The following is a 13,378-nucleotide window of genomic DNA, read 5'->3' as shown; positions in this document are numbered from 1 at the left end:
CCTTTCATGGTTAAGGTAACAGAGAAATTCCAAGTGACTATACCGAAAGATGTTAGGGAGAAGATTAATTTAAAGCCTAATGAAGAATTTGAAGTTATCGCGCTAAACGACAACGAGATCCTATTGAGGAGGAAGGTTAAAAGGGTAAAGGACCCATTGGAAGTCCTTATCGGTAAGGGGGAAATGAAAGAAGAAATCCCGCCAGAGAAAATAGACGAGTTAGGTGAGGAATGAACTATTTTGTAGATAGTAACGTTTTCGTTTACGCTAAAATAAATGATAAAAAGTATGGTATTTGTTGCCAAAATATAATAAAGAAAATTTATGAAAAGGAGGTCGAAGTGATTATAGATAATGTAATCCTACTGGAAGTAGCAAATGCGTTGAGGAAATTGGGAGTTAGGGACATACAAGACGAGGTCTTGGCAATACTATCGTTACCTATAAGGGTGATAGATTTTAAGCAAGAAGACGTAATAGAGGCTACAAGAGACCTCTCACTCTCGCCTTATGATTCGTTACATTATGTAATTTCGAAGAAATATAACGCTAAGATAATATCAGCAGATAAGGACTTCAAAGAAAGAATAGACCCTTGTAATTTCACATTGGACTTATAGAAGTAGGTTAGGAACCCGCCCCTGAAAGGGGGTTCTCTGGGCCTCTCAACTACCTCCCAAGGTTAAACCCGAGCCGATGGGGGGACTCATATAGGCGACCTTAGCTGGCACTATGTCTGAAGTCCGACAAAAAGGTTTATTATTAAATACCCCGGGCGGCACTTTACACCCCTTAACCCCATTTTGTAATAGTGTCGGTTAACGTAAACACTTCAGTTATTAACTTTTACAGTCCTCAGTGAAAATGACATGAGCCCAGCTATCACTTCCATTATTATCACTATAACAGCACCTATACCTATAGTACTGGTGCTCCCGAAAAGGCTCCCCAAGAACACCGGTATGAGGGCTACACCTACATTTGCTGTAACGCTGTACATCGACGTCGCCAGACCGGCCTCTGCCGGGTCGTTCACATAATACGTAGTCGAGGCTAACGCCATTGACCAATAGGCGTTCCCAAAGAAACCGAAAAGGAAGTAGCCGGCAAACATTAGGAACTGGTCGGTAATGTAAACCATACTGACGACCATTATCACTGCGGAAAGTGTGGTAAGCATACCCGAAGTTATTAACCCCAACCTTCTCTTCCCATATATTTCAAACAGAGGGGGCAAGACCATGGCACCTAGTGCCGAACCTAAGAACGTCAGACCACCTAAAAGTCCTCCCAAGCTTATGGCCGCACCCTCAGGAAAACCATGTAATAGGAGCACTGTGGACGCAACGCTCCCAAAGAGCACTGAGACTGAAGCCACAGCAAGCCCTACATACCAGTTCTTTACCATACCTATGTTGAAACTCCCTTTTAGGGACCTAGTATAGTGGATAGGGTAGCCTTTGGTGCCGGTCAAAATCCAGACTAAGGCAAATAAGGCAAGGACAGCAGTTATCCACAGTGTGCCTGATAGTCCGACATGCGAATATATAAGGGGGCCTAGAAAGGACCCTAACGACATGCCTAGGAAGAGTAGTCCCACGGTTATCCCTACGACAGTCTGCGACCTCCCCTTAAAAAGGGATTCAGCTATGCTCCCTACTGGTGCTACTGCTAAAGGATACGAGACCGCTGCAAGTATTGCGGAGAAGAGGAACTCCTGAAAGTCCAGCAATAGCGCCCTACCTAACAGACCTACGAAGGACAATACAGCAGAGAGGTATAATACGGTCTGGACTTTAAATTTGGCCGATATATAGCCGGCTAGGAGACCTAATATGGCCATCGTATATCCATAAGCCGATATTATGAAGAGGACTGAGCTTAGGGGTACGGAAAAAGCACTCACTAAAGACGGTACTAGGGGGGGCTAATATGAACCACCCGAAACCTATTGTGAATATCAAAAACCAGTAGGGCAGGATCTTGGCCCACATTGCATTTTCAATGAACGGGCCGCTTATTTAAAACTAACCTGAAGACATTGATAATTTTTGTAATTTGGATAAACAATATTTAAAATTTCAGTATGTGTCAGAGCAGTATTATGGGTATCCATGTTAGAGATTATTTTTACTGTGATTTTACTCAGTTTAAGCTAATTAGGTATAAGTCTCGCAGAAAGCGTGAAGAATAACGGTAATAAGTTTTAAGTAATGTCTCATTATGCTCGGTCAGTTGATAAAGGGCAACATCATTACAAGGTGGGCGCACCTATGGGACGGGAGACCAGAAGCTTGCCCTCTAAGTTTAATTGAGTCTGCTTCTCAGGTACTCCATTTAAACCCTTGAAAAAACCCGATTACTAGCTGAGGTGACGCCTAGTCCAGAAGCCTACTTGGAGAGAACTCCGTTAAGTCGGTTATCCTCTCATTGAGTCAAGGCCGAGAACCCTGTGGTTCTTCTCGTGATAAATGTGTATACTTACTAAGGTTTATTGTACTGCGGTATAGTGGCGTCACCTAAACGTCTCCATTAAGGCTAGGTCCAGCCCTTTCATACCTTTGTAACTGTTAAAAAGAAGAAAGACGACTCTACTAGTAGTCCTCAAGTCCACTACATAATAAGGTACTATTGTTTAATTTTTAGGTTGTCTCTGGTTTATGAAGTCCTAACTAGTACTCCACTCCTTAAACCACACTTCTTACCTTTTATCACTGTTGTACCGCGACCGAGCTGATTACCTCGTGTCCACTCTCATGTTCACAGTGGTCCCCGTTAATTTATATTCTGGAACGAGTGGTTTCTATTATGCAAAGGATGATGTTCCTCAAGGAAGAACAAATTAAGTTAATACTAGACCCTTTAAATTATAAGATCTTGGAACTCCTGATAAATGAAGAGCTAAATCCCACGCAGATATCACAAAAGCTCGACATACCGATCCCCACTGTGTGGAGGAGGCTTAATAAACTTGAAAAGGGAGGATTAATAGAAGTAGTTAAGGTAACAAGGCTAAACAATATTAGAAGCAAATTCTATAGAGCTAAGGCTGTATATTACTCTTTCCCCATAACCTTTAAGGTCTCACCTAAGGACGAAAAGGTAAAGGAAATTTATGAGAGGTTTACAAAGATCTTAACAGAGATCTATGGCCTGATCGGGAAATATAACACTATCCCCCCGGGCGTAGACCCGATCGACTACTCGGTATTACTCGACGTCATAGCTAACTTAGAGGTCGTCCTAGAGAAAGAAGAGGAAATCAGAGAGCTACTAGAAATTTCAAAGAAATTATTCTTTTCGTTAGTGAAAGCGGACGACAAATAAACCTTAGCACTCCACGGGTATAAAGGAACCCCACATTACAGAACAGCTTGCTACTTCTCGGGGGAATAATCCCCGTGGTTAAACAAGCGCCGTTGCAAACTAGTTTTCTCTGCCAAGTTAGAACATTCAGTGTACAAATAATGCATCACACGAGATTATTCTGGGTAAACCGAGTCATTAACCCGTCGTCCTGCACTTTTACACGGTATCAAATAACAGTTATTCCTTAGTGTACATTTACGTGGTCATTGTCCCACTCACTCGGACAAAGTGAAATTCGCAAAAGGGTAAATCACCCGTCCCCAGCTGGTAGCAAAACCATATACTCTGCGCATAAAGTGAGGTTTCACGGTCTATCTGACCGTTAATTACGACAACGTTACCGACATGGAGTATCTCCTAGCGATCACTCGCCCTACACTCTTAGGTCTATTTACGCTCAAAATACAAATATAATGAAAATAACTAACAAAAAAGTTTTATTTTTATGTGTGACGTAATAAGAGTTATGATAAGGAGGACGCAGTTATATGTACCGTCAGTCTCGGAAAAGATGGTGAAGAAGTCCGTAGAGCTAAACGCCGACTCCATCATCTTCGACCTGGAAGACGCCGTCCCACCCGAGGAAAAAGACACCGCACGGAAGACGTTATTGAAGTTCCTAAAGGAACTGGACTGGGGGGACAGAGAGCTCTGTGTCAGGATAAACCCATTACAAAGCCCTGATTCTTTCGCCGACTTAGCAGCCCTATTCAATGAAGAGAAAGTGGACTGCTTAGTAGTCCCTAAGGCTGAGAACGACTTGTCGTTCCTACATAAGGCTACAGGTAAGGGGGTACTCCCGCTGATCGAGACCGCAAAGGGGCTCACCAAGATAGAGGAAATAGTAAGGTCTGAAGGGGTAATCGGTATAAGTTACGGTATAGCCGACTTGGCGTTGTCGTTGGGTGGGGACTATAAGTGGTATGAGGGGAACCAGTACATAAAGACGTTAATAGTATCGGTGGCTAGGGCTTATGACGTAGACCCTATCGATAAGGTGTTCTTCGACTTGAAAGACACAGACGGGTTCAGGAGGGAGTGCGAAGAGGCTAAAAAGCTGGGGTATGTGGGTAAACAAGTTATCCACCCCTCTCAGGTAATGATAGCCAACGAGGTCTTTTCACCAAGCAGGGAAGAACTCGAGTGGGCGTCAAGGGTAGTTGAAGCCTATGAAAAAGCGAGGAAAGAGGGTAAAGGTGCTATAAGGCTTGACGATAAACTGATAGACTATGTACACTACAAGTTGGCTAAGAGGGTAATAGAGTTCAGGGGGCAGTAAGGCCCCTCCCACCCCTCCCCTGACGGGTCGTGAAATATTACCGTGGGACGGGTCAAATCGTATGCGTTTTTTATATAGTATATGCCCTACCTTTCAGACAAGGATTATCGACTGACATATACCAGTACCGTTTTAGTCCTCATTTAGGCCCGCAGCAGGCTATTAGGTTAACACCATCCCCTAATAACTACTTACCCGTGTGTCTGGGCTTTCTACCCACTCCCGGGACACCTGGGACGTGGTACACCCCGCTCCTTGCTTTGTGAGTGCTCCTAGGCCCTTCTTGACTTTTCTTACTACCTTGCTTACTACCTTGTGCACCTTTTTCCTTAGCACCTTGTCCCTGTGTGGGCCGGTAGCCATATCTAGCCCGTTTTTTCTCGTAGCCCCCTTTCCTCGGGTATGTGATTACGTGGTGTTCAAGGTTGAAATTATTTTCGACTTGTACACTGCTTCCGGGGAACGATATATAAGGTGACTTCGCGTTACCATTTAATGGTATGTGTAGGAACACCGGCCCTAGGCCGAGGACTAATGTAGGCCCTGACTTACCGCTAGCGGGTAATGAAATACTTGTGTCCTTATCTAACTGGTGCCTGAATACGTGTACCATAAAGACAACTATGTTAAAAGAGGTTAAAAAACTTCTAATTATACTTAGTTTAGGTCGCTAAGGCGTTCCCCTAGAATTGAAATAACTCCTCTCTAAGTGGTACCGTTTATGACTAATAATGGAGTAAACCCAAGCCATTCCGACTAAACTAAGTTATTAACCCATCACCTTACGCTTTTGCACGTACTATTTATTAATATCGTTATGTGTATATATTTGATAATAGTATAAACCTCGTCATAACTTAGGTAAACAGAAACACCCCTCAGAAGAAACACGAATAACCCCTTGTCCAGCCTATAAGGTCAATATTTACTTGGTTAGGGTCAAAAGAGCAAGGTATCGTCCCATTTGTCAGGAGCTTCAACGTCGTTTAATAGGGGCTCTTCTCCTTTATTGCTCGGTAAAGTATTAACGGCCTTTTTCATTAGAATCGTGAAGAACTGAGGACAACCTGTTCACGCCGGGTTAATAAACTAAGCTAGCTGACCAAGTCTGACTCAGTTAATCCAAGGCTTTACCTCTACAGGGACGTGCAGAACCCAAACCCCGACCGGTACTGTATTATCCACCTGACCAATATTGTTTCACATAAGGTGAATTTTAGACCTTCCTATGCCTTGTCAGGGAATAAAGGGCAACGCCTTAATCTCCTGCTTAACAAATTTTTACCTCTACACCGACTGCATTGTTGTCCTTTATTAACTGTCCGGGTATAACACTTAAAAAAGGCTACAAAAACGTCAGATAAAAAACAGTTTGTCTTACCAGCCCCTAAGACTGATACGTCACCATTACCTTGATGTTCTGTCCGTTAGACAGTGTCAGGACTATATTGTAGTTCCCGCCCGGCATGAGGCCTGAGGGTGAAGGGAACATTACTGTGACATCGTTATTCCCCGGGTTAAGTGTTGATGGCGTTACCATGTTTGAGGTGTATGTGGTGTTCTCGAGTGTTGCACTTACTATACTTATACTACCGCTACTGTAGAGCGTGAACTTAGCCTCACCGTTAGGCCTTATAACACCTGCACCCATTTGGTAGACGTTTATCATTGGTTGTCCGTAAGGTTGACTTGATGGGTAAGGTTGATAGGGCTGTGGGGGGTACTGCTGAGGTGCTTGTCCGGGGGCAGGGCCGTAGGGTTGTGCAGGTGCCCCACCGTAAGGGACAAACATACCCATTAACCTCCTGACAATTTCGTCAATGCTTACGTAAACCAGTATCCAACCTATGAACGATATAACGGGTATAATCTCCAGTATACCACCTATCTTGAAGAGGTCATTGTTGTAGAAGCTCCCTAGCCTATATAATGTTATCCCTATCAGTAGCCCGGCTATAAAGGCTAATATACCGCCTATGACCACTATTATACCGCCTATGACCACTATAACACCTCCTGCTATCGCGACCGCTAAGCCTGCCCCAACACCCGTCGGCGACACGAATCCCGAGCTCGTTGTAGCCAGTAAAAAACCTATTACCGCTAACAACCCTCCCACGAACTCTACTATTATGGCTATTGGTAGTATCTTTAGTCCGGTGAACCCGTACCCTACGTCCTTACCGGTACTCGCGAATGACTGGAAGGCCGTCCTTAATTTGGGTATCCCCATTACGAATAGAAGGATCAGCCCCACAATAGATATAATTGCTCCTAGGCTGTAAAAAATCCCTATATCACCGAGAAGGGAAATTATTATGAACCACAGGGCTGCGTCCTTTAACTGTTGGAGTGCTTGCGCGTCTATGTTACCAGTGCTCATAATAGAGTATTGAATTTACTAGTTAAAAAGAGTTTTCGACATAATGAGATATACTAAGTATTGTTAAACCTCTGTGTGGGTCAGTAAGGTATCCATTACGAATTGAAATATTTTCTCTCGATTCGGTATAATTTGTGACTAATAATACAATTTACGTATAATATGACCCTCGGTAAACTTAAGTTATTAACCATTACCTCACGCTTTTGCACGTACTATTTATTAATATCTGTGTGCAATTTAATTGTTTTAATCTCACTCTACCTAGATAAATAGAATTCGCAAAAGAGTCGTGAAAGACCCAAATTACAGACCTATCGTTATCTTAGGCCTTAAAGTAATGCCAATAATTATTGTTAAATGTTACGTATATATATATATATACATACATATGTATATATATTTATATAGTTATAATCTAGCTAACTTAGCTAATTGGAAATTGTAGAGGAAATGTGGGATGTCCTATTAGAAGTTCAGCACTTTTTATTCACTGAACCTGTACAATAAAATTTGGAAACTATTTTTTATTCTCAGTCAAATACTAATAGTGCAACTTTACACGTTTACGTTAAAAGCAGACATTTTACACTGGTACTGATGCCCTCTACAAAATACGCTAGGTACAGAATTTTCAACAGATTAAACTTGAAGTTAGGAGAAGCCCATTGACGGGATAACATAAATAATCGAGGGCATTTCCGATTAGTTTTATATCCTACATGCCCTAACTAGCTGTGGATAGGCATGAGTTTCGCAGAAGGACAAATCCTAATTACCACCGGAGGAGAAATACCGGGGTACAAAATAGTCGAAGTTAAAGGACTGGTAATAGGGATAACAGTGAGGTCTAGGGGTTTAGGGGGCAACGTACTCGCGTCACTGAGGAGCCTAAAGGGAGGGGAGATCAAGGAATACGTAGAAATGGCAGAGCAAGCTAGGTTACAAGCCCTACAAAGGATGATAGATAACGCTAAAACTCTCGGAGCTAATGCTGTCATTAATGTCAGGTTTGACTCCAATGAGATAGCCCAAAACATGGACGAAATAATAGCTTACGGCACAGCGGTAACTGTAGCCAGAGCATAGCTGTCATTTCTATTACTGCGGAAAAGCCCTGATAAGTTTATTACAATAAGTTTGTTACAAAAAGTAGTCTTAGCAAAAATCCTTAGTAAAATAGCCCTTTTTATTTATGTATTATATATTCCGGTTCATATATGTACGATATATTATAAGTATATACAATATAGTATTTGATGTGTATAACATATACAATATAGTAGTAAGTCCATACTTCGACAATCTTAATTGTGGATAAGTTCTGGTCACAATACCTTTTATATTCTACTCCCTTATTAAATGAGGTTGTAGTAACCGCTAAAATTGAAGTCAAAAGGTGTCTATACTTTAGACTCTCGATAAGGAGATAAACTGCATAAAGATGAACCGACTACGAAATACCTACCCACACCGACCTCAGTCGCTTAACACTAACGATATAAATACCCTTTATTTAGTCCCGATACGACTTTCCTGAAGCCCCCTTAAATGTCTTCAAGGAGAGAAGTGACCCTATTCATCGGGCCCTCGCACCTCTTTACCTTATAGCCCTTAAGCTTACTAGTTAGACGCTTGGCACCATGTAATGGCGGGCCAAAACCTCGACATAAAATAGAGCATAAGTATCGAGGTACCGCCTTGGGGAAAATACCAGCTGTGACGGTCTTTAATAACTTATGGTATCGGGTTCCCCCCAGACTTTCATGACACGTGTAGCTCAATAGGGCCAAAAGCTTAATGCCACCTATACGGCACTGCTACCGCTCATTGGGTTAATTTTATATATAGCGTACATTAGTTATAGAACGTGATAAAATTGAAAAATATAGACGGAGTGACAAAGAGAGTAGTCCTACAGTTAGTGCTAGTACTGCTGTTCCTCCAACTTTTGGTAGGAGTCCCGGTGTCTTCCCAAACACCTAGTTCTCCCCAAACGCCTATCTATACGGTTCCGGTACCGTACCCGTTTAAAATAGTGAAGATAGTCCCTTACGATAACGGCTTCCTCATAGCCGGATACAGAGTCGACGAAGTCCAAGGTATAGCCGTTCCCGATACCAGTTTTAGCTATAACCTGACCGCGGACGTTAACGTCAGTGTATACTACACCGACCTCTCTTCCTATCAGCTGCTCTTCACTAAAGAGGTAGATAACGTCTTGTACTTAGGGGGAGGGGTTGAGAACCACACCTCGCCTAGTTTCCCTTATCTAGCTATAGAGCTGAATTTATTTAACGGGAGTGCAGGGTTCCTAATGGCGTGGACTTCACTACAGAACTCTTCCGGGACGTATACTGAAGACCACAACGTCTGCGCCTTCTCTGTGAAAGGTTTGGACTTATATAACAAGTATAGTTACTCCAATACAGTCTATAGTTTTAAACTCTTGTATCCATACGTATTATTCCAGTACCTAGAGCAAGTCGTAGAAAAAGCTATTATTTACCCTGCTGAAACTGAGGTAGGGGGCATTACGTTCATTAGTGTTGATTACGGTGTTACACATTCCCAATCACAAGTGATCATTAACGGTACAAGTATAGAAACCATGATGTCATACCCGTGTGTGGATAAGCTTATCGGTATAGAGGGCGGTAAAGTAGTGTGTGACCTGACACTGACTAACTCGTCTGTACTGTATGTATTACCTTACAAGGTATTGCCAAACGGGATATACGCAGTTGAAGAGGAGGAAAAAGGCTTAACACTAGGCACAAAGAGCACTTCCCCTACTGTCGTTAATTCGCTATTCGAAACTAACGTCACCGTGGTAAGGTTATCACACGGTAAGCTCACTCCCGTGAACACTACACTGATATATGTCCCGAACCCGGTGAACGGTCAAGGGGTAAGCAAGGTACACGTATTAGAACTTTTAGGTTCCAGGTTAGCTTCATACGAGCTTAGCCCCTTCTACTTGTTAAACTACAACTATTCCTTTACCGTTACTGGTCAGGGCTTTAAACTAGACTCCGAATACGCCATAAACACCACTAACGGTCAGAAGACAACCTTACCCGTGCTCTGCTCATACCCCATCATCGCGGGAAACCGTACTTACTTTTACGCAGTAGTTGACGGGTCGACCTACGTCTACACGGTACAAAGGGGTAGTATTAAGAACATCACATTCTCCAATGAAGTATTCAGTCTCATGAATACAATAACCTTCTCCGACTTCCTCGAAGTGCTGTTCACTAACGGGACCAACGAAGTCATTTACAATAACTGTAGTGTAGCGTACTATAATTACCACTTCAACCAGAACTTGGGATATAGCGTTTACTTAAACGAGTTTAACTCGTCCTTTTCAGCGCTGCAATGCAACTATTTCCATAACGGTAATTTCCATAACGGTACTGTGAAGGTGATGCTGTTCTCTGTGTCAGGCCTACCTTACTCTATCGTCTACCTTAATAAAAATACTTACAACGTCCTTAACGGTAGCACAATTTACGTGTTTAATGAGACGGACTACGGCCTTCAGGTATCAGAGATCCCGATTGTCCAAAACGTGAAAGTACAACCGGTGAGTCCGCCCACCCCACCGCTCCCGAAGTTAAGCTTGAAAGTTTTACTGGTGTCAACTAGCGGTGTACCGTTACAAGGCATAATTCGCGTTAACGGGGAGGAAATAGGGGTAGGGGTTAACGGTTACACTTTATCCGGGCTGTCTGCAGGTAGTTTGACCATTACAGCAGAGGCTAACGGTTACCTACCCAACACCACGTCAGTGACGTTAAGGGCTAACGGTACCCTAGTCATTTACCTGACACCCGTACCTTTCCAGTTATCCTTAAACGGGCAAGCGACCAGTGCGACTCAGACCTCTCAAGGCGTGTTTTCCATAAACGTGGAGCAGGGAGAGGTGCTAAACCTTACAGTAGGAGTAGAGAACTTGACGGCTTACTTAAACGGGAGTCCCCTAAAGGTCGTGGAGGTCGGCCCCCGGTATGAGGTGTATATCCACTTTACTCAGCCCGGTACCTATAACCTAACCCTAGTCTACGGGGACCCGCAGATGACCTTTATAGTCCACGTCAAACAGACCACCGTGACGACCACACCTCCTACCTCCACTACACCTCCTACCTCTACTACAGTACCCCCCAGTACTACTACACCTCCAACGAGTAGCTATACCAGCAGTGTGACCCATACGACCTCAGTGACCTCTACCAGCTCCACCTATATGCCACCTCCCCCGTCTCCTCCCCCCACGTCCACGACGTCTACGTTCCCCACAGTTCTCGTCGTTATAGTAGTTATCATAGTGGTAGCTGTGATCGCTGCTCTGTTGGTCGTTAAAAAGAGGTAAGCTACGGTCTGAGTTAAGGTACTCTTTTTTGTTTTTTACCTTAAAACCTTGTGTAGAGCGTATTTAAGGGTTAAGCTAATACTTTAAGTGTTTCTTGATCTTCTCGTAGAGCTCTTTATTCTTGTCTTTTATGCTTTCCTCATTGACCTTTTTGATGTTATCGATTATTTGCGATGGGTCTGCGAGTTCTGAGCTCCCTAGGGGTGACTCTACGAAAACTTTGCCCCCCTTTATTATAAGCCTGATTTTAGAGAACTGGCTCCCTACTGCTACTTCATAGGATACCTCTTCAGCTATTATGACCGCTTCGTCATTTACTGTAATTGCTATCCACGACCCCTGATAGCAGAAACCGAACCCGTCTTTCCTGACTTCTAACCTCCTATACATAAAAAATTATGACAAGTTGTCAGTTAAAAACCCTTTCTCAGTAACAGTTAAGGCAGAGTTGGTTTATTCATCGCGCTCTAAATAAGGTGTCCGTTGCGGTGTGCGGGATACAGCACTTTACGATAACGTCATCGAACAAGGGCAACTCTTTTTTCTTTTGCTGTTTTGTTTGTCCAAGTGTGGTGAGATTATGACAATTGTTATTAATTATACTTTGCCGAGTACTAAAGGGCGACGTCAACTCTCCTACTTAGCAAATTTTTACCCCTACACTGACTGCACAGTTGCCCTTTATTGACTGACTTGGTATAAATAATATATATTTAGTATAAATATACACATATAATAATGTTAATACGTATTACGTGTAAAAGTACAAGGGGTGACCCTATAACTAAGTTTATACAGAATGGTTTGCTCGTACTTTGTTGTTTGCCCACGAATTATACTAATTCGTTTGTAACGGATGCCTTACTGGTCTTGGAATAAAACGTTTTTACCCAAAATTTTACGTCTAATATCTTTCTTACTAAATAAACTTAGTGATGTTATTAGGAGATAACTTTCCAGTCAGTATTTAAGATACTTAAGCCTCCCACCTAAGGTAGGGTATAAGTATTAAGGTAATGGTCAAGTGTAATTCTAAGCTTCCAAGATTTTTAAATACATACTACCAAAAGCCTTATTAAATGGCCTTTTTATAATTATAATTAATGATTATTTGTCCTAGGTGTGGTTTCAGTAACCCAGACAATGTACCATACTGCAGCAGGTGTAATTACCCGCTGATGCAGCAGCCTTATGGCCAGCAATTGTCTACTCCTCAGCCACCCAGCCCTCAACCCCCTTACATACCAACACAGCCGTATGGTGAGGGACTCGACGGTGTATTTTTGTCCTATAGTAAACAGTTACAGGAGGGACAAATTGCACGAAGAAGGAAAGGGGTTATGCTCGAACTTGTCGGGATAATCTTAACTGTTGTGTTAGCCTTCATAGGTGCTCTCTTTAATTTGGCGGGCGTGACTCTTGGCGTGCTTGGTGTAATCGTGATCAGGATAGGTAGGGCTTTTATTATAAGCAGTAGGTTCCCAACGGGATCAATATCGTTCGGTAAGCGGAGGGGCTCAGTAATCAGCTTTAACGATCAAGGGATCTATATAAACCGGCGACTGCTTAGTAAGTGGGATAACGTAGCGGACGTCCAGGTGACTAATATGGGAGGTCCCAATAATATGGGGAGTATTAAGTTCATTTTGCGGAGCGGACGCAGTAAGGAGGTCGACGTATCACAAGTCCCTTACCCGGCTAGACTGGTGGAATATTTGAAAAAGAGGTATCTAAACTGGGGTATGGGAGGTTCTGTCCCTTATCGTTAATTTAAGGTCAGGATTTTTTTCTACTATAATCCGACCAAAGTATAAGCCTTTTCGCAAATAGGCACAGCGGGAAGTTAACATTTATTCGTGTACGACATAGGAGAAAAGTGAGGAAAGCTTGGATAGTCAATAAAATAATACTGACAAGAGTCGTATGTGACAAATAATATCTTAAGAATTAGTAAAAATTTTCAACG

11 protein-coding genes are annotated in these 13,378 nt (G+C 42.7%); 7 read left to right on the top strand and 4 right to left on the bottom strand.

Annotated elements, in window-relative coordinates; translation table 11 throughout:
- The first annotated feature begins 6 nt into the window (after nt 1-6).
- Both KN1_RS06045 and KN1_RS06040 read left to right on the top strand, forming a co-directional pair.
- On the top strand, nt 7-234 hold the full coding sequence (locus KN1_RS06045) for an AbrB/MazE/SpoVT family DNA-binding domain-containing protein (RefSeq protein WP_221290036.1): 228 nt from the start codon (nt 7-9) through the stop codon (nt 232-234).
- On the top strand, nt 231-620 hold the full coding sequence (locus KN1_RS06040) for a type II toxin-antitoxin system VapC family toxin (RefSeq protein ID WP_221290035.1): 390 nt from the start codon (nt 231-233) through the stop codon (nt 618-620). Before KN1_RS06045 ends, KN1_RS06040 begins: the two co-directional genes overlap by 4 nt.
- Nucleotides 621-832: 212 nt before the next feature.
- Here KN1_RS06040 and KN1_RS06035 read toward each other — a convergent pair whose 3' ends face one another.
- On the bottom strand, nt 833-1,906 hold the full coding sequence (locus tag KN1_RS06035) for an MFS transporter (RefSeq protein ID WP_225905800.1): 1,074 nt from the start codon (nt 1,904-1,906) through the stop codon (nt 833-835).
- A gap of 902 nt (nt 1,907-2,808) precedes the next feature.
- Here KN1_RS06035 and KN1_RS06030 point away from each other — a divergent pair.
- Together KN1_RS06030 and KN1_RS06025 are read left to right on the top strand one after the other, a co-directional pair.
- The gene (locus tag KN1_RS06030) at nt 2,809-3,327 is read left to right on the top strand and encodes an ArsR/SmtB family transcription factor (RefSeq protein ID WP_221290032.1); all 519 of its coding nucleotides are present in this window, start codon (nt 2,809-2,811) and stop codon (nt 3,325-3,327) included.
- Nucleotides 3,328-3,835: 508 nt separating this feature from the next.
- The gene (locus KN1_RS06025; protein ID WP_221290029.1) at nt 3,836-4,648 is read left to right on the top strand and encodes an HpcH/HpaI aldolase/citrate lyase family protein; all 813 of its coding nucleotides are present in this window, start codon (nt 3,836-3,838) and stop codon (nt 4,646-4,648) included.
- A gap of 187 nt (nt 4,649-4,835) precedes the next feature.
- On the opposite strand, the gene KN1_RS06020 is transcribed toward KN1_RS06025, so the two are convergent.
- Nucleotides 4,836-5,261 (bottom strand): hypothetical protein, encoded by a 426-nt coding sequence (locus KN1_RS06020; RefSeq protein ID WP_221290028.1) that lies wholly within the window; start codon nt 5,259-5,261, stop codon nt 4,836-4,838.
- A gap of 774 nt (nt 5,262-6,035) precedes the next feature.
- Entirely contained in the window at nt 6,036-7,031 is a 996-nt protein-coding gene (locus KN1_RS06015) for a DUF973 family protein (protein ID WP_221290027.1), read from the bottom strand.
- 747 nt (nt 7,032-7,778) lie between these two features.
- Here KN1_RS06015 and KN1_RS06010 point away from each other — a divergent pair.
- Entirely contained in the window at nt 7,779-8,120 is a 342-nt protein-coding gene (locus tag KN1_RS06010) for a YbjQ family protein (protein ID WP_221290026.1), read from the top strand.
- A 781-nt stretch (nt 8,121-8,901) separates the two neighbouring features.
- A complete protein-coding gene (locus tag KN1_RS06005) occupies nt 8,902-11,412 on the top strand; it encodes a carboxypeptidase-like regulatory domain-containing protein (RefSeq protein ID WP_221290024.1) in 2,511 nt (836 codons plus the stop codon).
- Nucleotides 11,413-11,487: 75 nt separating this feature from the next.
- On the opposite strand, the gene KN1_RS06000 is transcribed toward KN1_RS06005, so the two are convergent.
- The gene (locus tag KN1_RS06000; RefSeq protein ID WP_221290022.1) at nt 11,488-11,802 is read right to left on the bottom strand and encodes a hypothetical protein; all 315 of its coding nucleotides are present in this window, start codon (nt 11,800-11,802) and stop codon (nt 11,488-11,490) included.
- Nucleotides 11,803-12,515: 713 nt separating this feature from the next.
- On the opposite strand from KN1_RS06000, the gene KN1_RS05995 reads away from it, so the two are divergent.
- Nucleotides 12,516-13,181 carry a zinc-ribbon domain-containing protein gene (locus tag KN1_RS05995; RefSeq protein ID WP_221290020.1) on the top strand — a complete coding sequence of 222 codons (666 nt, stop codon included), beginning with the start codon at nt 12,516-12,518 and terminating at the stop codon, nt 13,179-13,181.
- The last annotated feature ends 197 nt before the right edge of the window (nt 13,182-13,378 follow it).

Source organism: Stygiolobus caldivivus (assembly GCF_019704315.1).
GTDB classification, from domain to species: domain Archaea; phylum Thermoproteota; class Thermoprotei_A; order Sulfolobales; family Sulfolobaceae; genus Stygiolobus; species Stygiolobus caldivivus.
The sequence above is the reverse complement of the archived record's forward strand: the minus strand, read 5'-3'. Positions and strand labels throughout refer to the sequence as shown.